This is a genomic window from Blautia sp. XA-2221, assembly GCF_028767025.1.
Classification (GTDB): Bacteria; Bacillota; Clostridia; order Lachnospirales; family Lachnospiraceae; genus Blautia_A.
Window position 1 is genome coordinate 283,706 of sequence record NZ_JAJQXX010000002.1, and the last position, 23,068, is coordinate 306,773.

A 23,068-nucleotide genomic window follows, 5' to 3' on the forward strand; every position below is an offset into this window, starting at 1 on the left:
CTCCTTAATTTTGTAAGTTATTTTAGTCTTTCTTACCGGCAATGCCCCCAATTGTTGTATCCAGTGCATCCGCATATTTCTGCAACAACGGAAGAAATATGTCCTGCTCTTGGACAGTCAACATTCTAAAGGCTTCTTCTTCGGCTTTTACTAGCGGCGTTATAATGTTATCAAGTAGCTTTTTGCCCATAATTGTCAGATGAATATACTTATTTTTTTTATTTCCTTCCTGGCAGAGCAATTCAATCATACCTTTTTTCTCCATATTTTTTACGGTTGTATGAATTGTCTGCAAACTACAATGCCATTCTCTACAAATATCGCTCTGTAAATATTCTCCATCATGTTCGCTCAAAGCATATAAAATATTCAGCTCCGTATCTGTAATACCAAAAGAATTTGCATATTGATAGTAAATATCTTCAATCATATCACAGACCTGGTTGAGAGCTTCTAATTTCTTACTTATATTATCCATACATAATCCTCCACTTTAAAATACTACGAAATCATATTATTTATATTACTACGATTTCGTAGTATTTTCAATCATACAATATGATATTTCACAAATAATTTATATTTAATTATATATTTCAAATATTGTATTCTTTATTGTCTGTCCCACCTTTCCTATCGTTCTCTATCCATAGATTTTTTCTTGACTGATTGTTTTGGTTGTTATCTGCCTTCCTGTTGATAGTGGTGCAGCTTTTTCAGCACGCTTGCTTTTTCGTTTCTTCTAATGATTTTTCCTTTTTTGGTTTTGCCTGATTATTTCATCTTCTCAATTCTTCAATACGATAACTGGCGTTATTACTATCCGAAGTTCGATACCACTTAAGTGTGGGAGAAAGTGCCATTACAGGAACTTAGTGACGACTTAGCTGAAATGTTCCTAGAGCAATTCAAACCAGATAAATAAAGACGACAAAAAGCCCTTAGCCATGAGTTTCATACCCACAGCTAAGGGCTTTCTAATATGGATTTTTATCAAAAGGTTTTTAAAAGTGCTGCAAACCTGCATAAATGCTGGATTCACTAAGCATTTTTGTGTCATTTAACAAATCCCGTTAGCGTCTTTTTAACAAACTCCGTTAGCGTCTCCCCGACTTTCTGTCCGACTTTCTTAACGAATTTTCGCACTGGGATTTCTTTCAAGATTTTCTTAACGAATATTCATAAAAGATATTCGTTCAAGGTATTCGTAAATGCTCGAAAGTATTGATTTTACAAGGTTTCTGATAGATGATACGGTCAGAAAATTCGTTAAAAAAAGACCTTAAAGGATTTCTCCTTCAAGGTCTTTTCATGCTCATTTTCTTTGTATTATTTTTTATGCCTGCCATTCTTCCCACGCTAACGACTTTTGTTAAAAAGAGGATAACGAAGGTTGTTAAGTGACATTTTGTTTATTCCATTTCTACAAAGACTAACGCTTTTTGTTTAGGAATTATTCTCTGTAATGTTTCTCGTTCTTTTGATTATTTGATATATCCATATTATCCTGCCTATACGAGCTAATGTTATCATTTTGTTATCGGCATTGATAACACCTACTCGATAACTGTGGATAATAACTATATGTAGCATGTCAAATTATAAGCTATTTTGCTTAGAGATTCAACACAAAACTGAAATTTTACTTTTCCTTATATTCATCTGGTATTGCTATTTGAAATGTTTCACACAACAGCATCACATCATGCACATCATTTTTATCGTGTTCATATCCCAAATGAAGCATTACCTGACTCAATGGTTCAATACAAGAAACAGTTATATCTCCAACTTTTCCAATACCGGAAAAAGTTTTTGATGGAAATATATCTCCCTCATAAACAATTCCGTCATCTGTAAATTCAAAACAATGTAAATCAATGATTCTTTGTTTATCATCTTTCCAGACAGTATGACCATCCGTTGTATAATCAGTATTTACTTCCTCAAATCCATGCTGCTTAATCACATAAATATAATCATGATAATGTTTCAGTTCAACAAACAAATCAATATCATTGTGTATTCTTGATTCTCTTTTAAGAAGTGCATCAACACCCCATCCGCCATCTAAATATACTTTAATTTCGTTTTGCAAAGCATATTTTATAATTTCACATGCATCTTCTGTACGTACCATAATCTATCCTCCAAATTCAAATCTTTGTATGCTTTCCAACTCACTAAAAGCCTGAAATTTGTCAGTCTTTCATCCTTTTTGTTATCAATCACCAATTAGCTGTAATCCATTAGGATTTAGCTGATATATTTTATCGCACACCTCTTCAATATACTTTCTATCGTGAGAAATGCTAATGACAGCCCCCGGAAATTCTCGGAGCATTTTTCTTATTACCGGACCGGACAATGGTGAAAAATTTCTTGTCGGTTCATCCAGAATAAGAACATTTGCACCACTTAAGCTCATCCTCAAGAGAAGCACTTTCGCCTTTTGTCCGCCTGATAACTCCCGAATCGGATGCTCCATTTCATCTGGTGTGTATTTAAGTGAACCAAGGTATGTTCTAATTCTTGTACGCTCTTCTTTATCTCCTGTTTTATCAAGGTAATCAACCGGTGTAACATCCAAATCCAGCAGGTCTTCATAAGTTTGAGGCATATATTCTGCTTTAATGTCATTCCGATTTAGGAGTTCTTCCGCTATCTTTTTTAGAAGAGTCGTTTTTCCTGCCCCGTTGGCTCCTATCATACAGATTTTTTCTGAACCTTTTATTTTTAAATGAATTCCTTCTGCTAAAATTCTTTTGCCATCCGGAGTCACAAGCTTTGAAAGTTCATATTCTATGACCGTTTTTCCTGCGGGAATGTGTGAGTTTTCATCCCCTAATTTGACAAAGATTGCTTCTTCCTGTTCCGGCATCTGAGTCATATTTTCATCTTCTTTTTCAAATCTTCGTTCCATTGCCTTAACCGTATGCATTTTGTCCTTTAAGTTTTTGGCAACAGACGGTGCTTGTCTGGTACAACTTCTTAATGCACCTTGTACACTCTGCATAACTCTTTGATATTTTTCATCGCGAATCTTTTTCTCCCTACGGTCACTCAGTGCCCGCTGTTTTTGGATTTCAAATTTATGAAGCCGTTCTTCCACATAGCGTCTATAGGGAAGCTTTGCCACGGTATATCTCGCCTTTGTTTTTCGTATAATCTGCTCGATATGTATCACCATGTTGGCAGTACGCTCTATCAGCGTTTCATCGTGTGAAATAAAAAGCACAATGTGCTTCCAGTCATTTATGATTTTTTCCAGTAATGTAAGCGTCGCAATGTCGATGTCATTGGAAGGTTCGTCCAACAACAGCACAGAAACATCGCGAATGAAAAGCCTCATAAGTTGTGTCTTGACTTTTTCGCCTCCTGAAAGACTACCCATTGTCTGGTTACTGTAGAAAAAATCATTTTTCATTCCAAATTTTCCCGCAATAACAGACAATTCTTTAGGCGTTTTCTCCCAGAATATTTCCTCTTCAGAAAAATATTCGTATATTGTTTTTTCCTTATCTTCATCGAGCATCTCCTGCGGAAGATAACCAAGACGTTCGTGTCCCATTATCCTTTCCCCATCTGCTTCTATATAGTTTTCTACAAGCGACGGATTGTATATCCACTTCATTAATGTCGATTTCCCATTTCCCTCTTCTCCAATAATAACTGCCTTATCTCCATCATTTAGCACAAGGTTGAAATCATTAAGAATTATTCTCAGGTCTTTTTTATGTGTTAAATTTAATTTTTTTATCTGCAACATTAAAGTTTCTCCTTTTCGAAGTCTGAGCCAATTATTATTTTGAACACACAAAAACGAGTCTTTTTTGCATACGCAAAAATAGACTCGCTAAATAGACCCTTATTTCTTTTCCAAAAGGAAAACAAAGGAAATGCCTCTTGCGATAATCCAACTTAAGCGTACACAAAACAAACCTATTCTCTACAGGCTCAATAACTATATGTGTCTTACTTAAATCAAATTATCTATTAATCATTTCCTCACCTTACACAAAATGTGCCTTTCTTTCTTCTAATGGCAATACTATCATACTGTATTTTTTGTGTCAATACATTTCACCTTATGGAAGTGCAAATTAAAATTTTCACTTCCTAATTATACATCCAACCATTACGAAATTCAATCTTTCACAACCTCTTTACAACCACAACCACAGCACTCCAGCAAACGCAGGAGCACCATACCGTAAAACGCTTATGTGTAAATCAACTCCGTTCCTACAACTTCCCTCACACAAGCCTGAATATTATTCATTCTTCCAATCCATTCGTAGGGATTATCTTTCTTTAATTGTTCCGTCACATCTTGTCTGTCGGCATATTCCTTTACCAGTCGAAGAAACATATCCTCTGCTTGCTTATCGACTTCTGCAAGATAACTATGCAGCTTTCCGCTTGTCAGCAGGTTCATATATAACACTTTATAGTGTTCCTTTAAATGCCTTGCATGTCGTTTCCCCCATAAACCAATCGGCTCTATTTCTTCTTCGGCTGGTACTGTGATGTTCGGCAATAAATAATCACCCACCTGTCTATAAGTTCCGCCCATTTCTTCAAAAATTGTCTTTGTCATTTTCCTTTTCCTCCTGTGATTTTTGTCTATCGTGATCGTGTATTATCACGCTTGCGACCTTTAACTGTTCTTGCCTGCTCCAACAAATCATCTATCTGTTTGCGACCAAAAACCTTACGGAGCAGGCTGTAATCTTTATTTTCTGCTTTTAGGATTTTGTTTTCTTCGGTCAATCTTTCATTGACTTTCTCCAAACGCTGATTGGTGCGGTATAACTGTGCATTCGCTGTATTCAGCCTATGATAGTTGTCCCACCCCTCAAAGCAGCGGGCAAGCACCGTTTTGACAAGTTGCTTCAATTTCCTTACAACCGGCTCTGCCATTTTGGTTTTATATGCCTTTGCAGTCATAAATTTCTCTGGTTCTGGCAACTGATATTTCGGTGCAGTATCAAGCTCTATTTCAAGATTTGACAGCTCGTCTTTTGCCTTATCATAGTTCAATACTCGTTCCGACAACACATCAAATTCAATCTGTTTCTGCTCGATTTTCGCACCTAATGCCGCCACTTCTTTTTCTCTTTCCTGCTTTTTATAATCCAAAACAGAAAGATGTTTTTCGTGTGTGCCTAAATGTTCCCACTCAATCCCATAACGTTCCATCACCGCCGCAAGCTGTTCTTTTTCGGACTGTATCCATTGCGACCACTCCGTATCGCCACGACTGCCGCCCTTAAAACCTTGCGTTGCAAGAGCCTGCTTTAGTGACACTCTTGTATCAAGTCCACGCTTGCTGCCTGTGGTAAAAGGTACAAAATCTATGTGCAGATGTGGTGTAGCTTCATCCATATGCAGATGAGCCGAGAACACCCGAAGCTGTGGATTTCGCTCCTGAAAACCCTGATAGTATTCATCTAAAATCTGCTTTGCCAGTTCTCCGTTTTCCGTATCGGCGTTCATATTTCCCTTACCGCCCACCTGTAAAATGATTTCGTGGAACGGTTTTTCCTGCTTGGAACTTCGGATTTTTTCATAATAATCTTTTATCTTTCGGTCTGACCTTATCTGCTTGGCATTGTATCTTTCCAATGCTTCATCAAACAATTCGTGATAAACTGTCTTTATATTTTCATTGCAGTAGTCGATATTGAGATGAGTACGAGTTCCGTCTACATTTTCTGCTCGGAACTTTCGGCTATTGTGATTGACCGAGCCTTTACCGACCATTGCACTTATCGTTCTCTGCATTTTTTCATCTCCCATCTGTAAATTTCAACATTCTCAGGTTTTGTTACTTTTGTCAAAAGTAACGCAAAAGCACTTTTGACGGGTACACCCATCAAAAATGCGACCTGTAAACAGGTTTTGCGTTCTCCGAAGGCTCTCCGAGGGGTGAGCGTGTGCCGGTGGCACACACGCCTGCGAACCGACCGAGCCAGCAGGCGAGACCAAAGAGCCGCCTTTGAAAAGGCACTCTCTGCACACTCCCCTAAACTTTATCCGGTGTCAAAGTGTGACGATGGTGACAATGTTTTTCACAGCGTGCTGCTCTCAAAAACATTGACACCTTTGACACCGTTTGTCACGCCGTCTGCTCGGTTTCTTTCCAAAGTGAAACCTTTCTTCCGTCGTGTGTGCGGCTGTTCTGATAACGGATACCGTAATCACGAAACAGCCTGCTTGCGTTGATACTGAGCCTTAAAGAAAGTACATTCGGCTTTATATCCACCGCAAGCCTTTCGCAAAGTTCCGAAGCAGTTCCTTCCCATCTGTCACTTTCCGAAAAGAGCGTATCCGCTATCTTCTCAAGCAGAGGTTCGGGCGGTTCTTTCCACATCTCCGTTTCCGATTTTGCAAAGTTCCACACCAATCGCTCGCTGTCCCTTACAAGATGGATTTTCATATCCTGCTGGTCTCTGCCAGCAACATCAAGTGTGGCATTGTTGGAAGTACGCTTGTCCTTACTGAGAACAAATGCACCGTCTGCCGCACCCATCAGACCATTCGTGCCTGAAATCATATCGAATATATCTTCCGATTTTTGTTTGCGTGTATGATGAACAATAAGCATTGAAACCTTGTAACTGTCTGCCAACGCTTTCAGCCTTGCCACAACATCATAATCACTTGCGTAGCTGTAATCTGCTCCGCCTGCTTCACGCACACGCTTTAAGGTGTCTATGATAATCAAGCCTGTGTCTGGGTGTTCCCTCATAAACCCTCTTATCTGTTCTTCCAGTCCGCCATTGACCGTTTTACATTCCGTTGCGAAATACAGATTGCCTGTCTCCTTTGCACCGAACATCTGAAACAATCGCTTCTGCAAACGTGGGTAATCATCTTCAAGGGCAAAATAAAGCACCGTTGCCTTACGCACCTTATACTCCCAAAGCGGTGTGCCTGTGCTGATATGATAGGCAAGCTGTGCCATCATAAAGCTCTTTCCCACTTTCGGGGAACCTACGAAAAGGTAAGTTCCCCTTTGGAGCAGACCGTCGATAAGTGGTGTCTGAACCTCAAACACCGTATCATACAGCGTTGTCATTGATACTGTTTTCAGATAGGAAGGGTCTAACTGTCTGAGTATTTCCCTTTGCATTTCTTCAAAAGATTGCTCGTACCCCTTGAAATCCGTATCCTGATTGACTATACTATTGTCAGTACATTTGGAAAGTGACTGTTCCGCATCTGTTGCCGCAGATACATTTGGAATAGTCATTTCTTTTTTATTCTCCATTCGCATCCTCTCCTTTCAAACCGCCGAGAATAATGGAAATCAGTTCTATTACACTCAGCAGTTCATCATCCACACCTTTTCCTGCTTCAATCCTTTTCAGTTCCGCAAGGACTGTGGCAAATTCCGTTTTCAACGCCTTATACACTCTCGGATTGCCCTGTACCACCACATCCTGATTTAAGCAACGGCGGTAACAATACTCCTGTTTTGGCAATCCTGATAGAGCTACAGCTCTGTTAATGAGTTCGTTTTCTTCGGGCGATACTCGAAACCCTACTGTGATATTCCTCCAACGATTTTTGTTATCTCTGTTCTTAGCTGACATTTTCAAAATCTCCTTTCCCTAAATCATCTAATTTTTCTGCCATCTCAATCTGCTTTGACGGAAAGAGGTGTGCGTACTGATAAGTAATATCAATACTTTCGTGACCAACTCGGTCAGCAATCGCCACCGCAGAAAAGCCCATATCAATCAAGAGTGAAATGTGGCTGTGACGGAGATCGTGAATGCGGATACGCTTCACGCCTGCCGCCTTTGCCCCTCTGTCCATCTCGTGATGAAGATAGCTTTTCGTCACCGTAAAGATACGGTCTTTCTTCTTCAATCCGTAAAGCATACCGAGATATTCTTTCATTTCCTCACACAGAAACTTCGGCATTTTAATCGTGCGGTTGCTCTTTTTCGTTTTCGGAGAAGTAATCACATCCTGCCCTTTCAAACGCTGATAGGATTTATTGATTGTGACTGTTTCCTTATCAAAGTTGAAATCTGCCGGAGTCAAAGCTAACAGCTCGCCCTCTCGGATACCGCACCAGTAAAGCATTTCAAACGCATAAAAGGAAACAGGCTTGTCCATCATCTCAAAAGAGAATTTCTTGTATTCTTCCTTTGTCCAGAACAGCATTTCCTTGTGTTCCTCACGTCCCATATTTCCCACCTTTGCCGCAGGATTGGAACGCAGTTCATAGTAGCGGACAGCGTGATTGAAAATGGCGGACAACTGATTGTGCAGCGTTTTCAGATACGTCTGTGAATAAGGCTTTTTCTTCTCATCACGATAGGCAAGCATTTCATTCTGCCAAGTAATAATCTCCTTTGTGGAAATCTCGCTGATTTTCAGTTTCCCGAAATACGGAAGTATCTTTGTGCGTATGATATGCTCTTTGGTAAGCCACGTGTTTTCCTTCAAACGGTTCTTCACATCATTGATATAAAGCTCCGTAAAGGCTTCAAAACTCATATCAAGGTCTGAAGAAGTCTGCAATTTGAACATTCTTTCCCATTCCTGTGCTTCTCGTTTGGTAGCAAAGCCACGCTTGCATTTCTGCTTGCGTTCCCCTTTCCAGTTCACATACCTTGCCATCACATACCAAGTACCGTTATCTTCATTCTTAAATACCGGCATTTACATTTCCCCCTTTCCTGCTCCGTAGAGCCTTTCGTAAAAATACTGGCGATTTACACGCCCTGCAATCGTAATAAAGCCCTTTGCTTTCAATTCCTCATTTAATTGTCTGATGAGTTTATATGCATAAGGTTTTGATACGTTTAGTTCCTGAGCCACATCTTCGGCTCGGATAAATCTGTTTTCCATATCCTTTTTCTTCCTTTCTTAAAATAATTTTTTGCTTGCCGCTTTCTCCGTGTTAAAGTTCCAACAGGCACTCCTGCTTGTCGGCAGGCGCTGTGCTGTCCCAATGCACCGCAGTACATCAGGCGCTCGCTCGTATAGGGGTTCCCGAAAAGTCGGAGACTTTTGGGGAAGAGGAGGAGCAGTGCAGCGAATGAGCTTTTGTGCTTGCACACAAGCGAACGATACGGAACTTGCTCCGACGAGGTCTTGGCGGTTTGGCTTTTCGGACGGTCATTCAGTTGTCGCATTAAGCATATTTGTTTAATTCGTAATTTATTTTACTAAACATATTTGCTATTGTCAAGTGGTTGCAAAGAAAATATTAAACATTTTTGTTTCGGTTTTTCTTGACTTCCACTAAACATTTCTGCTATACTTATTTCACTAAATATAAAAGGAGCGTATCATTATGGCTATCAGCGAAAGAATACATTTTTTCAGACTAATGCGTGGTATGACACAAAAGTATCTCGGTACAGCAATCGGTTTTCCAGAAAAGAGTGCTGATGTGCGTTTGGCACAGTACGAAACTGGTACACGCAAACCGAAAGCAGACCTTACAAATGCATTGGCACAGGTGCTTGATGTTTCTCCACAGGCTCTTGATGTTCCTGACATAGACAGCTATATCGGTCTTATGCACACTCTGTTTACCCTTGAAGATATTTACGGTCTTACTGTCAGTGAAGCAGACGGAGAGGTATGCTTAAAGGTCAACAAGGACAAAGGCAGAGAAGCATATGAACTCCTCAAAATGCTGTATGCTTGGAAAGAACAGGCAGACAAGCTATCTTCCGAAGAAATCAACAGAGAAGAATACGATAACTGGCGTTACCATTATCCAGAGTTCGACACCACACAGCGTTGGGCAAAAGTTCCATCACAGGAATTAAGTGACGCTCTCGTGGAAGCATTCAAAGACCACTTGAAAGATAAATAAGCACCTACAGGACCTGCCACTGGCAGCTCCCTACAGATGCTTTGGCAACGACAAAAAAGCCCTTAACTATGGTTATTAACCACAGCTAAGGGCTTAGTTTATAATATGGAATTTGTTCAGAGCCAAGCTCCGAACTTTAGTCTGCAAGCCACCTGTTAATTGTTCCGTTACCCATAAACCACTGGATAACAAGAATAATGGCACTTGCTATGACTGTTATCAATTTGTTATCAAAAGACTAATCGAAATCGCTGAAACCCGCATAAACACTGGCTTTTTTAAGCAACTCGATTTATTCAAACTCAATTGTTGCCGGAGGTTTTCCGGTGCAGTCATAAAGAACACGGTTGACATGTTTTACTTCATTAACGATCCTGCTGGTAGCTTTTCCGATAATCTCCCAGGGAAGCTCAGCGCTTTCGGCAGTCATAAAATCTGTGGTGGTGACTGCGCGAAGGGCAATGGCATAATCATAGGTTCTTTCGTCACCCATAACTCCGACAGATCTCATATTTGTCAGGGCTGCAAAATACTGATTTACCTTTTTGTCCCAGCCTGCATTTGCAATTTCCTCACGCCAGATGGCATCTGCTTCCTGAACCATTTTTACTTTTTCGGCAGTTACTTCTCCGATAATACGGATACCCAGTCCGGGACCCGGGAACGGCTGGCGGAACACAAGATACTCCGGAATGCCCAGTTCAAGTCCGGCTTTACGCACTTCATCTTTAAACAGATTTCTCAGAGGCTCAATGATTTCTTTAAAATCAACATAGTCAGGAAGTCCTCCCACATTGTGGTGTGATTTAATGACAGTGGACTCGCCGCCTACGCCGCTTTCAACCACGTCCGGATAAATGGTTCCCTGTACAAGGAAATCCACAGCGCCGATTTTTTTTGCCTCTTCCTCAAACACACGGATAAATTCTTCGCCAATAATCTTACGTTTACGTTCCGGCTCTTCAACACCCTTGAGTTTTTCATAAAAACGTTCCTGAGCATTTACGCGGATAAAGTTCAGATCATAGGAACCTTCCGGGCCGAAAACTGCTTCCACTTCATCGCCTTCATCTTTGCGGAGAAGACCGTGATCCACAAATACGCAGGTAAGCTGATTTCCTACTGCTTTTGAAAGAAGGACGGCTGCCACAGAAGAATCCACTCCGCCGGAAAGAGCGCAGAGAACTTTTCCATTTCCTACCTTTTCACGGATTGCCTTAATGGAATCTTCCACAAAAGAATCCATTTTCCAGTCTCCGGCACATCCGCATACCTGATATACAAAGTTGGACAGCATTTTGGTTCCTTCCTGAGTATGAAGAACCTCCGGGTGGAACTGAACTGCATAAAGCTTCTTTTCTTTATTTTCCACTGCAGCTACAGGGCAGTCATTGGTCCAGGCGGAAATTTCAAAGCCTGGGGCTTCTTTGGAAATGTAATCATTATGACTCATCCAGCAGATTGTTTTTGGAGAAACGTTCTGAAACAGTGCAGAATCTGTGTTTACATTAACCTCAATTTTTCCGTATTCGCGTACAGGAGCTTTTTCTACTGTGCCGCCAAGCTGGTGCATCATAAGCTGAGAACCGTAGCAGATTCCCAGGATCGGGATTCCGAGTTTATAAATTTCTTCTGTATACGCAGGAGAATCTTCCAGATACACACTGTTTGGTCCGCCTGTAAAAATAATTCCCTTCGGCTGGATTTCTTTTATTTTTTCAATATCTGTCTTGTAGGAATAGATTTCACAATATACATTGCATTCCCTTACACGGCGGGCAATCAACTGATTATACTGACCGCCGAAATCAAGTACAACAACTGTTTCTCTTTTCATTATTTTCCTCCTGAGAGTTGGTTATGAGCAACGCGCTCGTTTGCTTTTCCTGTTTTTTCTTTTCCTATTATATAGAAGGAGAATGTATTTTACAATATTTTTTTTCGTCAGGCCAGGATTCGCAAAAATTTTTGTTATTTTTTACTATGTTCACAGCAATCTGATAAAAAACATTCCCGACCATCTTCGCTGACAGCATTTTAACCTGTATGTCTTAAGGTTTTTGTATACATATGTCGGAAAAACGCTTTCGCTGATTTTACAGGTTTTTTAGAATTACATCATTCTTTTTTCAACTTATCCTCACATTTTCATCACAAATTCCATTTATAGTATTAAGTAAATAAAGCGAATGCTTTTTTACATAAATCAAATTTTTCTTTTTCATACTCGCCGGGCCGTACAGCCCGGCCCTCCTTCTTTATAGAACTTTTATCTCACAGGACTATGCATTTTTCCCATCTTAATTTTTTTCGTGTTACCATAATTTCAGAACAGAAGAGAGTCTGAAAACAGATTCCTTACTATAAAATAAGAATGGAGAAATGATTATGTCCAGTATTTTGAAATCCATACACAAATTAGAGTATAAATTTGACAGCCGTGCAGAGAGATTTGCTTTTCGTCATCCTCATGCGGCTGTTCTGGCTATGTTTATAGGACTTCCCGTTTTTATTCTGGCAGCTGTATCTCTTCTTACGCTTCTGGTTACACTACCGGTTACATTGTTCCTCGGATAACGCCCTTTTGTCTTTATACAATCTTAATATTATCAAATTCTTATTTATACATACTTAATACGAATTAAGATATGATTAAGACAATATAAAGACGAGATAAAGGGAGGCAATCGCCGCAATGAATCATACAGGAAACCGAAAACATCGACATTTTACTTCTTTTCAGGTGATCATCCTGGGATTTTTCTCTGTAATACTTTTTGGCAGCCTGCTTCTGATGCTTCCGCTTTCCACACGGGACGGAAATGGCGCATCCTTTGCAGACAGCCTTTTTACTGCCACATCGGCAGTTTGCGTAACAGGACTTATTATTCATGATACTGCAACCTACTGGTCTGAATTTGGTCAGGCGATCATTCTGACGCTGATCCAGATTGGTGGTATGGGTGTTGTGACGATTGCGGTTGCCATTGCGGTTGCTTCAGGCCGTAAAATTGGTCTGATGCAGAGAAGCACTATGCAGGAGGCGATCTCTGCTCACCAGGTAGGCGGTATTGTACGTCTTACCAAGTTTATTCTGAAAACCAGTATTTTTATAGAACTGATCGGAGCAGCGCTTCTGATGCCTGTATTCTGTAAAGACTTCGGCATTCTGAAGGGATTGTGGTACTCTCTGTTCCACGCTGTATCTGCTTTCTGTAATGCCGGATTTGACCTGTTCGGTGTCAGAGAACCGTTTTCTTCTCTGACCTCCTATGCCTCCAATCCTATTGTAAACTTTACGATCATGGCTTTGATCGTAACAGGCGGCGTAGGTTTTGTTACCTGGGCGGATATCAAAAAAAATAAATTACATTTTAAAAAATATAATATGCAGAGTAAAGTGATTCTTACGGTTACTGCCATTCTGATCACAGTTCCTGCAGTTTACTTCTTTTTCTGTGAATTTTCCGGATTACCTCTGGGCGAAAGGATGCTGACTTCTCTGTTTCAGTCAGTAACGCCAAGAACAGCGGGATTTAATACGGCAGATCTCACCTTGCTTACAGAAACCGGACTGATGGTAATGATCATTCTGATGCTGATCGGTGGTTCTCCCGGCTCCACAGCCGGCGGTATGAAAACAACTACTATCGCAGTTCTGTTTTCGTCAGCTTTGTCCGTGTTCCGTAAAAATGAATCTGCTCACTTTTTCCGCAGACGTGTGCCGGACAGTGTGATCAAAAATGCTGCGACCATTATGCTGATGTATCTGGTCCTGTTTCTTGGAGGCGGTATGATAATCAGCTATATTGACAATGTTCCGCTGATTTCTGCTCTGTTTGAAACAAGCTCTGCGATTGGTACGGTTGGTCTGTCCCTTGGACTGACTCCGACTCTTGGGATGGTTTCAAGGCTGATCCTGATCCTGCTTATGTTCTTTGGCAGGGTTGGTGGTTTGACACTTATTTTTGCCGCACTTTCAGAAAGAAATTCCTTTGGATCCAGATATCCTCAGGAAAAAATTACAGTAGGTTAATAAAAGGAGATAATTGTTATGATGAAATCAATTTTACTGATAGGACTTGGAAGATTTGGACGACATATTGCAATGAAGTTGGATGAGCTTAATCATCAGGTAATGGCTATTGACAGAAATGAAGAAAGAGTAGATGCCATTCTTCCTTATGTGACAAATGCACAGATTGGCGATGCCACAAAAGAAGGTTTTATGGAATCTCTTGGAGTAAGGAATTTTGATGTATGTATTGTTGCTATTGGTGATAATTTCCAGAGCTCTCTGGAAACCACTTCTCTGCTCAGTGAACTGGGAGCAAAATGTGTTGTTTCCAGAGCTGCCAGAGATGTCCATGCCAAATTTCTTCTGAAAAATGGTGCTGATGAAGTTATTTATCCGGAAAAACAGATGGCTGAATGGGCTGCGATCCGTTACAGTGCAGATCATATTCTGGATTATGTGGAACTTGATGATGAACATGCTATTTTTGAAATTTCTGTTCCGGAAAACTGGGTGGGAAGAACTGTCGGACAGCTTGATATCCGAAATAAGCATAACATCAATATTATGGCATTTAAGCACAGGGGAGTCATGAATATGAATATTAAATCAGACACCCCGGTTCCGGAAAACAATACCATGCTTGTTCTTGGAAACATCAGGGATATTCAGAAGTGTTTCCATATCTGATTGGAATAAAACTTCTGTAAATATGTATGTAACATGAAGGGATGATTATATGAAAGAGCTGATTCTGATTGGCGCAGTAGCTGTTGTTTTTGCCCTGTGCTTTCTCTTACTGAAAAAAATGGATATTTTCTTTGGCGACAGCAGCCGGACTGTAATCAGTTCCAACAGCCCCTTAACGCTTTCCATTGCCTTTGAACATACAGAAGAAATTTCCCTTTTAAATGACCTTCTGGAAAGGTTTTTACATCAGGCTCCCGGCTGCGAGCTGAGTCTTTTTTACGGCTCTGCAAAGGATATCCAGAAACAGCTGGATGAAGGAAAGATCGATCTTGGTCTGATACGGGCGGATGTAAATACAGAGCCTGATCAGAGTCTTGGTTCTTTTCTTTTTCTCATGGATGAAAACATTCTTGCATGTGAGCCTATGGGACTTCCTGTTATGCCTCTGAATCGTCAGAAATTTTTTGTGAATGCTTTGTGGAAAAAAGACTGCATTTCTCAGGAAGCGGAATTATTTATCCGGTTGCTGAAATCAGGATACCTGGAAAAATAGCTGCTGCTCATGGGCTTTACATAAAAATACCTGTGTCCAACATATTTTTCAGCAGGATTCTGTCAGATACGTTATAATGCCTGTATCAAATAACGAGGAGTGATAGTGTGGAAAAACAAAATCAGAGCGCAGATATCCTGCCGTCAGTATCCGATCAGATGTCCTCTACGGAAAGAGGGCATCTGAAGATTTTTTTCAGCTATGCGGCAGGAGTGGGAAAAACATATGCAATGCTGGATGCTGCCCATATGGAAAAAAAGCATGGGACAGATGTTGCGGTAGGTTATATTAAGCCAAATGCCCATCCTCAGACTAGGGCGCGGCTGAATGGTCTGAAGCTTCTTCCGTCTCTCCATTCCAAACATAATGGTACTCCTGTGGAAGAGTTTGATCTTGATGAAGCCATAAAAGCAAAACCCGGACTTATTCTTATAGATGAACTTGCGCACACAAACGCAGACGGCTGCCGGCATCATAAGCGGTATCAGGATATTTATGAGCTTTTAAAAGCCGGCATTGATGTCTATACCACTGCCAACGTAGAAAATATTGAAAGTCTTAATGATATGGTGACAGCAATTACCGGAAACAGGATCCTTGAAAGGATTCCGGATTCGGTTTTTGACAATGCGGATCAGGTAAAACTTGTGGATATTGAACCTCAGGAACTTCTTGAACGGTTGGCTTCTGAAAACAGGTCAGATGCCTCTGAGGGAGACAGCTTTAGTTTTACTTTGGAAAAACTGACTGCGCTGAGAGAGCTTGCGCTCAGAAGATGTGCGGACCGGGTAAACAAAAGAACTGAGGCTGCCCGTATCAGAAATAAAAGCGACTATTATACAGATGAACACATCCTGGTCTGCCTTTCTTCTTCTCCGTCCAATGCAAAGATCATCCGGACAGCAGCAAGAATGGCAAATGCTTTCCGTGGAACCTTTACCGCGCTGTTTGTGGAAACCTCACAGTTTTCTTCTATGACGGAAGAGGACAGACAGCGGCTGCGTTCTAATATTTATCTTGCGCAGCAGCTTGGCGCAACCATAGAAACTGTTTACGGAGATGATGTTCCCCTTCAGATTGCAGAATTTGCAAAGTTATCCGGAGTTTCCAAGATTGTAATCGGAAGAAGTACGGTGACAGGCAGGCATCTGTTTGGAAAAGCTTCCCTTACAGAACGGCTTATTACAAATGCCCCTAATATGGATGTGCATATTATTCCAGACCAGACACCGGACCGGAATAAAATGGTCCGCAAACGGAAAAATCATATTATTTTTTCGGCATCCGACATTTTAAAAAGTATTTTTATCCTGTCGGCAGCCAGTTGCCTGGGTTACCTTTTCCAGCAGCTTGGCTTTGATGAGGCCAATATTATTACTATATATGTACTTGCGGTACTGGTAACTTCCATTGTAACCGTAAACCGGGTATACAGCCTGATCACCTCAATTGTCAGTGTGCTTGTGTTTAATTTTCTGTTTACAGATCCCAAATTTACGCTTATGGCATATGGCAGAGGTTATCCCGTTACTTTTGTGGTAATGTTTATCTCAGCTTTTCTGACAGGAACTCTTACCACACGAATGAAAACCATTGCGAAACAGTCTGCCCGTGCAGCTTTCCGTACAAAGATTTTGTTTGATACCAGTCAGATACTTCAGCAGGCAACAGACCGCGATGCAATTCTGACGTCTACTGCTCATCAGCTTACTAAACTTTTGAACAGAGATATTGTGATCTATCCTGCGGAAAAAAATGCCCTGGCTGCGCCCATGACATTTTTTGCCAGTGATGAAGATACTGCTTCTGATTATCTTACAAGAAACGAAAGCGCAGTGGCTGAATGGGTATTTAAAAACAACCGCCATGCAGGCGCCACTACTCAGACACTTTCCAACGCAAAATGTCTTTATCTGGCAATCCGTGTAAATGATTCTGTTTACGGAGTTGTAGGCATTGCAGCCGGAAAGCAGCCTCTGGATGCCTCAGAAAACAATATTCTTCTTTCCATACTTGGGGAATGTGCTCTTGCTATGGAAAACGAAAAAAATGCCCATGAAAAAGAAGAAGCAGCTATTCTGGCAAAGAACGAACAGCTGAGAGCGAATCTTCTTCGCACAATCTCTCATGACCTGCGTACTCCGCTGACGTCTATTTCCGGAAATGCCAGCAATCTTCTGTCAAACAGCAGCTCTTTTGATGAAAATACAAAAATGACCTTGTATCAGGATATTTATGATGATTCGATGTGGCTGATCAACCTTGTGGAAAATCTTCTGTCTGTTACCCGGCTGGAAGAGGGCAGACTGAATCTTCGTATTTCCGCAGAACTGACAGACGAGGTGGTTACAGAAGCTCTCCGTCATGTAAACAGACTTTCTGCGGAACATCACATTACAGTAAAGCATCAGGACGATCTGCTTCTGGCAAAAATGGATGCCAAACTGATTGTTCAGGTTATTATAAATCTGGTGGATAATGCAATTAAGTATACTCCCTGGGGATCGGAGATCCAGGTTTCCACTTTCCGGAAAGACAACTGGGCTGTCATTTCTGTATCAGACGATGGTCCGGGTATTCCTGATGAAAACAAAAAGCAAATATTTGATATGTTCTATACAGGTTCGAACCGGGTAGTAGACAGCCGGAGAAGTCTGGGACTTGGACTTTCCCTGTGCAAGTCTATTATAAATGCACATGGAGGATCTATCAGTGTTTCTGACAATGTCCCACATGGAACAGTGTTTACTTTTACATTACCAGCTGAGGAGGTACAGTTACATGAATAAACCGTTGATCTTAGTAGTGGAAGATGATTCTTCCGTAAAAAATCTGATCACAACTACACTGAAAACCCATGACTATCGTTATCTGGTAGCCGGAAACGGAGAAACTGCCATTCTTGAAGCGTCCTCCCACAATCCGGATATCGTTCTTCTGGATCTCGGTCTGCCTGATATTGACGGAGTGGAAGTGATCCGGAGGATCCGTTCCTGGTCTAATATGCCAATTATTGTTATCAGTGCCCGCAGTGAAGATACGGATAAAATTGATGCGCTGGATGCAGGAGCTGACGATTACCTGACTAAGCCTTTTTCTGTAGAAGAGCTTCTTGCAAGACTTCGTGTTGTACAGAGACGTCTGGCCATGATCAAAAATGATTCACCTGCAGAAGCTTCTGTTTTTGTAAATGGAGCCCTGCGTATTGATTACGCTGCAGGCTGTGCATATCTGGACGATGAAGAGCTTCATCTGACTCCCATTGAATACAAGCTTCTTTGCCTCCTTTCCAGAAATGTAGGGAAAGTTCTGACTCATACTTTTATCACTCAGAATATCTGGGGAAGCAACTGGGAAAATGACGTTGCCTCTCTCCGTGTATTTATGGCAACACTCCGAAAAAAAATAGAAAAAGGTCCGGATTCTCCACAATATATCCAGACCCATATTGGTGTAGGTTATCGTATGATAAAAACAGAATAAAACAAACCCCGGTGCCCTGCTGACAGTTCAGCTTTCAGGGAAACCGGGTTTTTAATATTTACGGATATTACAGTTGAATCTCTTGTTTCCGGGAATTTGATTTACAGGTAAGGTGTACCTGGGATTTCAGGATAACTGCCCATGGCAATCAGCAGTTCCAGACCAATTTGGCGGGCGTTAAGGACGGCTTCTTTTGTAGCGCCTGCATCGCCGGAAAGAGCAAGAATAACCTCGTTGGAATGAGCGGTTCCCATATCCGGTGTCATATAGCTGGCGATTTTTACAGAGGATGCCTTCATGGCAGTGTCTGCCATGACAAGTCCGATAGCAGCAGGAGATCCGGCCATAAAACCAAAGGCCTCGCCCGGCGCTGCGTGAAAAGCTTTCTGAAGAGCAGGACCTGCGCTTGCAGAATAGGCGAATTCCAGGTGACCGGATTCACTGATATAAAGTTCACCGGCATATTTTTTTGTAAGCTCCAGAGCCAATTGAACTGCGTGACGCACATCAGAAACATCATTTCCGCCAAGTACAATATAGTTTCCATGACCGCCCCAGCCTTTGGTATCTCTGGGAAGCTCAATGGAAAGAACCTCTGTGTTAGTAGCCTTGACCGCATCATCAATGGCAGTGAGCTGTCCGGCAGCTCCTGTCCGGGAGCTGAACAGTCCAAGAGTGTGATACTTTGTTCCGATGTTCATTTTTGGAAGAAGTGTATCGTCAACGCCGGAGATCACAAGTCCGATGGTATCAAGAACTGTGGTTCCGACAAATTCTGTACGTGTGCAGTGTGTACTGATGTCTTTTACATTCATAAAAAAATCCCCTTTTGGTATTGTGATTTTAATTTTAGCTTAAAAGCTGTGGGATTTCAATGGATTTTGCTGTATTTGAGAGCGTTTTTATGCCTTTAAAAATAAGAAATATGATTTTGGGAATTTTTTTACAGGTTTTTTGAAGTTTTTTAAAAAAAGTGTTGACAAATGGCATGGAAATGAATATAATAATTTTTGCAGTCGCGAGTTGTGGCTGACAATTAAAGAAATCGAAGCGTGGCTCAGTTTGGTAGAGCGCTGCGTTCGGGACGCAGAGGCCGCAGGTTCAAATCCTGTCGCTTCGACTAAATGATGAAGAATCCTTTGTTCAAGGGATTCTTTTTCTTTTTGCTGAAACAGTGTGAGAAAATATGTTCGTGTTACATTAAAACCTTCTTTTTACCTGAAAAATCCCACTCCATGAATATCCCTGAAATATTTGATTTTCGTATTATGTACAAAACTTTTACAGTGCGATTCTGAAAAACAGCTATTAAAACTTTATATTGTTACCAGATTGTAATCTCCCTTTGTTATGATAAACTCAACATAGCGAAGGGAGATGTTTTTTATGAAAATATTAGAGACAAAACATCTGAAAAAATATTATGGTCAGGGCGACAGCCTGGTAAAAGCCGTGGATGATGTCAGTATTTCAGTAGAAAAAGGCGAGTTTGTTGCAAAGGCAGGAAAGTATCTGTTGGAGTTGTAACTCTGTTTTTTGTTCTGCGGGCTGTCTAGAAGTTTCTGTATCCCCAGAAAAACAGTGTGTGACTTGGAAAAGATAAGGGGGTCTTTTTTTATATAAGATACATATACATTAATGAAATGATATGCCAGGAGGAAATCCTTTGAGTGGATATCGGCGTTTTGTCGCATATGTATATGAGTACCAAAAAGGAAAAAAAGGAAGAAACTGTGGGTTTATCCGAGTGGAGGCAAAAGAGCAGATATGCAGAATGGAGGCGCACATTCTTTGTCCGGGACTTACTCCCAGGGTAAAGTGTGAAATATTTGGATTTACGAGAAAAACAGGGCTGCTGGATGGAGTATTGCTGGGATCCTGCATAACTGAAGAAAGCAGGGCGGACTGTGTTCTGGAAACGGAACGGGAACATATGGGCGGAAGTACAATGACTTTGGAGAACATGGGGGGAATGATCCTGCTTACGGAAAACGGGGCGTTTTTTGGAACGGAATGGGATGATAAACCGATCCGTCCGGAAAATTTCCGCAGAGTAAAGGCAGAGGGCATAGGGGATAAAAGAGAAGACAAAGAAATGAATCCGCAAAATAGTACCATGCACAGCGGAACATCAGAAGAGTCCCCTGAAGAAATGAAATCTGAGGATGAGCATATTTTTGCGGAAACAAAATCAGAGGGGGAAATGCAGAAAAATCCAGTGGAATCCAATCATAGCTGTCAGAAAATGCATAATCCGGAAGCTGTGACAGAAGAAGTACAGGAAAGTAAGAGGGAAGAGAAAAATGCTGGTCTGAAAGATGTGGATTCAGAAACGGAAATTGTAGAAGGACAACAGAAAGCACAATCAGAAGAAAAGAATACCTGCGTGAACCTTGTGAATTTGGAAAAGAATATCTGTCAGACACTTGAGAATACAGAGAAAAAAGCTACAGGGGAAATGCAGAAAAATAAATTGAGAGAACAAAATTCGGGAAGCTCAGAGAATGATTTAAAGCAGGATGTGATGGAGGCAGAGAGGCAGCATATTCCGTCAGAAAGACATCCGCAAAAAACAGAGGCAGAAAAGGAAGCGCATACTTCAGAAAAGCCGGGAGCAGAGTATCTGACATCTCAGGCGGTGCCTGCCTGCAATCAGGGAATGTCCGGAGTAAAAGAGAAGCCTCTTTCTTTCGGAGATCCGATTGATGCGTTTGGTGATGGGGAAATCTTTGACTGCCGTAAAATACAGCCGGCAGATCTCTGTCATTTTCATCCTGGAGAATGTGGGCTTCGGAATAATCGTTTTCTGCAGTATGGATTTTATAATTTCGGCCATTTACTGATAGGAAAGAACTGTTCCGGGCATTACATACTGGGAGTGCCGGGAGGTTATGACCAACAGGAACGATTTATGGCAAATATGTTTGGCTTTCCGTATTTTAAAGAAAGCAGGCAGATTCAGCTTCCTAAAAGCAGAGGCGGATACTGGTATCGTTTAATCAATTCCCCGAAGTTCTACTAAAGGAATGGTCTGCAACAGAATCTGACGAAAATGCTCCAGCTCTTTTTGAGAGTAGCTGCTGAATCCAGGCTGCAGAACTTCTTCAGAGTCTCTGTATGCCTGGAGATAATAGGCTTTTGCTCCGGAAAGCCATTTTCCGATTATAATAAAATCCTGTTCGGAATGAAGCTCTTTTACTACGGTTGTCCGAAATTCGTAGTCCAGGGTTCCGTTTATGAGAAAATCAACCGTTTCTTTAATGGCATCAAGGTCAGGATGAAGGAGTCCGCAAAGTGAAGGATAATTATCAGGACAGGCCTTAATATCTACGGCAGTCATCTGGATCAGTCCCTTTTGGGAAAGAGTTTTTAGAAGATCGGGCCGGGTACCGTTGGTGTCCAGTTTTATGGGATATCCAAGAGCTCGGATTTCTTCCAGAAATTCAGGGAGATCAGGAGAAAGAGTGGGTTCTCCGCCGGTGACACATACTCCCTCCAGTATGCCCTGACGTTTTTTTAAAAAGGACAGAACTTCTTCTACAGAAAGCTCCGGCTGCGAGGAAGGGTTCAGTACCAGGCTGCTGTTCTGGCAGAAGGGACAGCGGAAATTACATCCCCCCAGAAAAATGGTGGCGGCCACCCGACCGGGATAGTCAAGAAGGGTTGTTTTATTTAAACCGTATATTTTCATAAAGAACCTCCAATCCTGAAATATGTAACGAACAATAAGAAGAACTTGTTCTTTTATTTTAGATTTTTCACATTGATTTTGCAATGGCCATTTACTATAATAAACACAGAAAAAGAAAGACATCTTATTATTCTCACAGAATGATTTTGCAATGTATTTTGCTCTATCATTAACCAGGAGAGGAGAGGCTTAAGTGACAGAAGAAGAACGTTTTATGAAAGAAGCCATCCGACAGGCAAAAAAAGCCTGGGCTCTGAAGGAAGTTCCTATCGGATGTGTCATTGTGTCAGAGGGAAAGATCATTGCCAGAGGATACAATCGAAGAAATACAGATAAAAATACTCTTTCTCATGCGGAACTGAACGCTATCAGAAAAGCAAGCAAAAAGCTTGGGGACTGGAGACTTGAGGGGTGTACCATGTATGTGACGCTGGAACCGTGCCAGATGTGCGCGGGAGCTCTTGTGCAGTCAAGAATCGATGAGGTTGTGATCGGAAGCATGAATCCGAAAGCCGGCTGCGCCGGATCGGTTCTGAACCTTCTGGAAGTGGAAGGCTTTAACCATAAAGTAAAAATTACAAAAGGAATCCTGGAGGAGGAATGTTCTTCCATGCTTTCGGAATTTTTTCGGGAGCTGCGTCGGGAGAAAAAACTCAGAAAAGAAGCAAAAGTCTGAAGCAGTTTTCGGGCTTAATAAATTTTTTTATAAAAGTCTGATAATGAAGACAAAGGAAAGGCTGAATGATTGCAGCTCTGTTTCAGGAGCATGAATAAATCAGGGAAAAG

The 23,068-nt window shown here is 41.3% G+C and carries 21 protein-coding genes, 1 tRNA gene and 1 pseudogene; 11 read left to right on the forward strand and 12 right to left on the reverse strand.

The window, feature by feature from the left end; genetic code table 11:
- Nucleotides 1–22 precede the first annotated feature (22 nt).
- The 9 genes from LU279_RS03180 to LU279_RS03220 all read right to left on the reverse strand — a co-directional run bounded on the left by LU279_RS03180 (nucleotide 23) and on the right by LU279_RS03220 (nucleotide 8,871).
- The gene (locus LU279_RS03180; RefSeq protein ID WP_274421016.1) at nucleotides 23–478 is read right to left on the reverse strand and encodes a MarR family winged helix-turn-helix transcriptional regulator; all 456 of its coding nucleotides are present in this window, start codon (nucleotides 476–478) and stop codon (nucleotides 23–25) included.
- Nucleotides 479–1,642: 1,164 nt separating this feature from the next.
- Nucleotides 1,643–2,140, reverse strand: a complete 498-nt coding sequence (locus LU279_RS03185; RefSeq protein ID WP_009247521.1) for a nucleotidyltransferase domain-containing protein — start codon at nucleotides 2,138–2,140, stop codon at nucleotides 1,643–1,645.
- A gap of 84 nt (nucleotides 2,141–2,224) precedes the next feature.
- Entirely contained in the window at nucleotides 2,225–3,769 is a 1,545-nt protein-coding gene (locus LU279_RS03190) for an ATP-binding cassette domain-containing protein (protein ID WP_009247522.1), read from the reverse strand.
- A gap of 453 nt (nucleotides 3,770–4,222) precedes the next feature.
- The gene (locus tag LU279_RS03195) at nucleotides 4,223–4,600 is read right to left on the reverse strand and encodes a TnpV protein (RefSeq protein WP_009247523.1); all 378 of its coding nucleotides are present in this window, start codon (nucleotides 4,598–4,600) and stop codon (nucleotides 4,223–4,225) included.
- 26 nt (nucleotides 4,601–4,626) lie between these two features.
- Nucleotides 4,627–5,766, reverse strand: coding sequence for a plasmid recombination protein (locus LU279_RS03200; RefSeq protein ID WP_019190307.1), 1,140 nt, complete (start codon nucleotides 5,764–5,766; stop codon nucleotides 4,627–4,629).
- A 355-nt stretch (nucleotides 5,767–6,121) separates the two neighbouring features.
- Entirely contained in the window at nucleotides 6,122–7,276 is a 1,155-nt protein-coding gene (locus LU279_RS03205) for an AAA family ATPase (RefSeq protein WP_009247525.1), read from the reverse strand.
- Complete coding sequence (locus LU279_RS03210) at nucleotides 7,266–7,601, reverse strand: plasmid mobilization protein (RefSeq protein ID WP_009247526.1); 336 nt, start codon at nucleotides 7,599–7,601, stop codon at nucleotides 7,266–7,268. Before LU279_RS03210 ends, LU279_RS03205 begins: the two co-directional genes overlap by 11 nt.
- Nucleotides 7,591–8,682 carry a site-specific integrase gene (locus LU279_RS03215; protein ID WP_009247527.1) on the reverse strand — a complete coding sequence of 364 codons (1,092 nt, stop codon included), beginning with the start codon at nucleotides 8,680–8,682 and terminating at the stop codon, nucleotides 7,591–7,593. Before LU279_RS03215 ends, LU279_RS03210 begins: the two co-directional genes overlap by 11 nt.
- Complete coding sequence (locus LU279_RS03220) at nucleotides 8,683–8,871, reverse strand: transcriptional regulator (RefSeq protein ID WP_009247528.1); 189 nt, start codon at nucleotides 8,869–8,871, stop codon at nucleotides 8,683–8,685.
- Nucleotides 8,872–9,319: 448 nt separating this feature from the next.
- Here LU279_RS03220 and LU279_RS03225 point away from each other — a divergent pair, with 448 nt between their 5' ends.
- Nucleotides 9,320–9,850 (forward strand): helix-turn-helix domain-containing protein, encoded by a 531-nt coding sequence (locus LU279_RS03225; protein ID WP_009247529.1) that lies wholly within the window; start codon nucleotides 9,320–9,322, stop codon nucleotides 9,848–9,850.
- Between the two features lie 292 nt (nucleotides 9,851–10,142).
- On the opposite strand, the gene guaA is transcribed toward LU279_RS03225, so the two are convergent.
- The gene (gene guaA, locus LU279_RS03230; RefSeq protein WP_274421139.1) at nucleotides 10,143–11,687 is read right to left on the reverse strand and encodes a glutamine-hydrolyzing GMP synthase; all 1,545 of its coding nucleotides are present in this window, start codon (nucleotides 11,685–11,687) and stop codon (nucleotides 10,143–10,145) included.
- 551 nt (nucleotides 11,688–12,238) lie between these two features.
- Between guaA and LU279_RS03235 the strand changes: the two genes are divergently transcribed.
- The 6 genes from LU279_RS03235 to LU279_RS03260 all read left to right on the forward strand — a co-directional run bounded on the left by LU279_RS03235 (nucleotide 12,239) and on the right by LU279_RS03260 (nucleotide 18,591).
- A complete protein-coding gene (locus LU279_RS03235; protein WP_274421140.1) occupies nucleotides 12,239–12,427 on the forward strand; it encodes a hypothetical protein in 189 nt (62 codons plus the stop codon).
- Nucleotides 12,428–12,545: 118 nt separating this feature from the next.
- On the forward strand, nucleotides 12,546–13,886 hold the full coding sequence (locus tag LU279_RS03240) for a TrkH family potassium uptake protein (RefSeq protein ID WP_274421141.1): 1,341 nt from the start codon (nucleotides 12,546–12,548) through the stop codon (nucleotides 13,884–13,886).
- 21 nt (nucleotides 13,887–13,907) lie between these two features.
- Complete coding sequence (locus LU279_RS03245) at nucleotides 13,908–14,555, forward strand: potassium channel family protein (protein WP_274421168.1); 648 nt, start codon at nucleotides 13,908–13,910, stop codon at nucleotides 14,553–14,555.
- Nucleotides 14,556–14,604: 49 nt separating this feature from the next.
- Nucleotides 14,605–15,108, forward strand: coding sequence for a LysR family transcriptional regulator substrate-binding protein (locus tag LU279_RS03250; RefSeq protein ID WP_274421142.1), 504 nt, complete (start codon nucleotides 14,605–14,607; stop codon nucleotides 15,106–15,108).
- 158 nt (nucleotides 15,109–15,266) lie between these two features.
- On the forward strand, nucleotides 15,267–17,897 hold the full coding sequence (locus LU279_RS03255; protein WP_274421169.1) for a sensor histidine kinase KdpD: 2,631 nt from the start codon (nucleotides 15,267–15,269) through the stop codon (nucleotides 17,895–17,897).
- On the forward strand, nucleotides 17,890–18,591 hold the full coding sequence (locus LU279_RS03260) for a response regulator (RefSeq protein WP_274421143.1): 702 nt from the start codon (nucleotides 17,890–17,892) through the stop codon (nucleotides 18,589–18,591). Before LU279_RS03255 ends, LU279_RS03260 begins: the two co-directional genes overlap by 8 nt.
- A gap of 101 nt (nucleotides 18,592–18,692) precedes the next feature.
- On the opposite strand, the gene pduB is transcribed toward LU279_RS03260, so the two are convergent.
- On the reverse strand, nucleotides 18,693–19,406 hold the full coding sequence (gene pduB / locus LU279_RS03265; RefSeq protein WP_274421144.1) for a microcompartment protein PduB: 714 nt from the start codon (nucleotides 19,404–19,406) through the stop codon (nucleotides 18,693–18,695).
- Between the two features lie 231 nt (nucleotides 19,407–19,637).
- Between pduB and LU279_RS03270 the strand changes: the two genes are divergently transcribed.
- From LU279_RS03270 to LU279_RS03280, 3 genes and pseudogenes are all read left to right on the forward strand, one after another.
- Nucleotides 19,638–19,711 (forward strand) — tRNA-Pro (locus tag LU279_RS03270).
- A gap of 266 nt (nucleotides 19,712–19,977) precedes the next feature.
- A pseudogene (locus LU279_RS03275) lies at nucleotides 19,978–20,097 on the forward strand (ABC transporter ATP-binding protein); the annotation flags it as partial.
- 160 nt (nucleotides 20,098–20,257) lie between these two features.
- The gene (locus LU279_RS03280; protein ID WP_274421145.1) at nucleotides 20,258–21,613 is read left to right on the forward strand and encodes a hypothetical protein; all 1,356 of its coding nucleotides are present in this window, start codon (nucleotides 20,258–20,260) and stop codon (nucleotides 21,611–21,613) included.
- Here LU279_RS03280 and LU279_RS03285 read toward each other — a convergent pair.
- Entirely contained in the window at nucleotides 21,587–22,282 is a 696-nt protein-coding gene (locus tag LU279_RS03285; protein ID WP_274421146.1) for an anaerobic ribonucleoside-triphosphate reductase activating protein, read from the reverse strand. The genes LU279_RS03280 and LU279_RS03285 overlap by 27 nt on opposite strands.
- A gap of 193 nt (nucleotides 22,283–22,475) precedes the next feature.
- Here LU279_RS03285 and tadA point away from each other — a divergent pair, with 193 nt between their 5' ends.
- Nucleotides 22,476–22,958, forward strand: a complete 483-nt coding sequence (gene tadA / locus LU279_RS03290; RefSeq protein ID WP_274421147.1) for a tRNA adenosine(34) deaminase TadA — start codon at nucleotides 22,476–22,478, stop codon at nucleotides 22,956–22,958.
- The last annotated feature ends 110 nt before the right edge of the window (nucleotides 22,959–23,068 follow it).

Excerpts from the sequence above, each read along its gene's own strand:
- LU279_RS03180 (WP_274421016.1), bottom strand. The coding sequence starts at position 478 with ATGGATAATATAAGTAAGAAATTAGAAGCTCTCAACCAGGTCTGTGAT.
- LU279_RS03185 (WP_009247521.1), bottom strand. The coding sequence starts at position 2,140 with ATGGTACGTACAGAAGATGCATGTGAAATTATAAAATATGCTTTGCAA.
- LU279_RS03190 (WP_009247522.1), bottom strand. The coding sequence starts at position 3,769 with ATGTTGCAGATAAAAAAATTAAATTTAACACATAAAAAAGACCTGAGA.
- LU279_RS03195 (WP_009247523.1), bottom strand. The coding sequence starts at position 4,600 with ATGACAAAGACAATTTTTGAAGAAATGGGCGGAACTTATAGACAGGTG.
- LU279_RS03200 (WP_019190307.1), bottom strand. The coding sequence starts at position 5,766 with ATGGTCGGTAAAGGCTCGGTCAATCACAATAGCCGAAAGTTCCGAGCA.
- LU279_RS03205 (WP_009247525.1), bottom strand. The coding sequence starts at position 7,276 with ATGGAGAATAAAAAAGAAATGACTATTCCAAATGTATCTGCGGCAACA.
- LU279_RS03210 (WP_009247526.1), bottom strand. The coding sequence starts at position 7,601 with ATGTCAGCTAAGAACAGAGATAACAAAAATCGTTGGAGGAATATCACA.
- LU279_RS03215 (WP_009247527.1), bottom strand. The coding sequence starts at position 8,682 with ATGCCGGTATTTAAGAATGAAGATAACGGTACTTGGTATGTGATGGCA.
- LU279_RS03220 (WP_009247528.1), bottom strand. The coding sequence starts at position 8,871 with ATGGAAAACAGATTTATCCGAGCCGAAGATGTGGCTCAGGAACTAAAC.
- LU279_RS03225 (WP_009247529.1), top strand. The coding sequence starts at position 9,320 with ATGGCTATCAGCGAAAGAATACATTTTTTCAGACTAATGCGTGGTATG.
- guaA (WP_274421139.1), bottom strand. The coding sequence starts at position 11,687 with ATGAAAAGAGAAACAGTTGTTGTACTTGATTTCGGCGGTCAGTATAAT.
- LU279_RS03235 (WP_274421140.1), top strand. The coding sequence starts at position 12,239 with ATGTCCAGTATTTTGAAATCCATACACAAATTAGAGTATAAATTTGAC.
- LU279_RS03240 (WP_274421141.1), top strand. The coding sequence starts at position 12,546 with ATGAATCATACAGGAAACCGAAAACATCGACATTTTACTTCTTTTCAG.
- LU279_RS03245 (WP_274421168.1), top strand. The coding sequence starts at position 13,908 with ATGAAATCAATTTTACTGATAGGACTTGGAAGATTTGGACGACATATT.
- LU279_RS03250 (WP_274421142.1), top strand. The coding sequence starts at position 14,605 with ATGAAAGAGCTGATTCTGATTGGCGCAGTAGCTGTTGTTTTTGCCCTG.
- LU279_RS03255 (WP_274421169.1), top strand. The coding sequence starts at position 15,267 with ATGTCCTCTACGGAAAGAGGGCATCTGAAGATTTTTTTCAGCTATGCG.
- LU279_RS03260 (WP_274421143.1), top strand. The coding sequence starts at position 17,890 with ATGAATAAACCGTTGATCTTAGTAGTGGAAGATGATTCTTCCGTAAAA.
- pduB (WP_274421144.1), bottom strand. The coding sequence starts at position 19,406 with ATGAATGTAAAAGACATCAGTACACACTGCACACGTACAGAATTTGTC.
- LU279_RS03285 (WP_274421146.1), bottom strand. The coding sequence starts at position 22,282 with ATGAAAATATACGGTTTAAATAAAACAACCCTTCTTGACTATCCCGGT.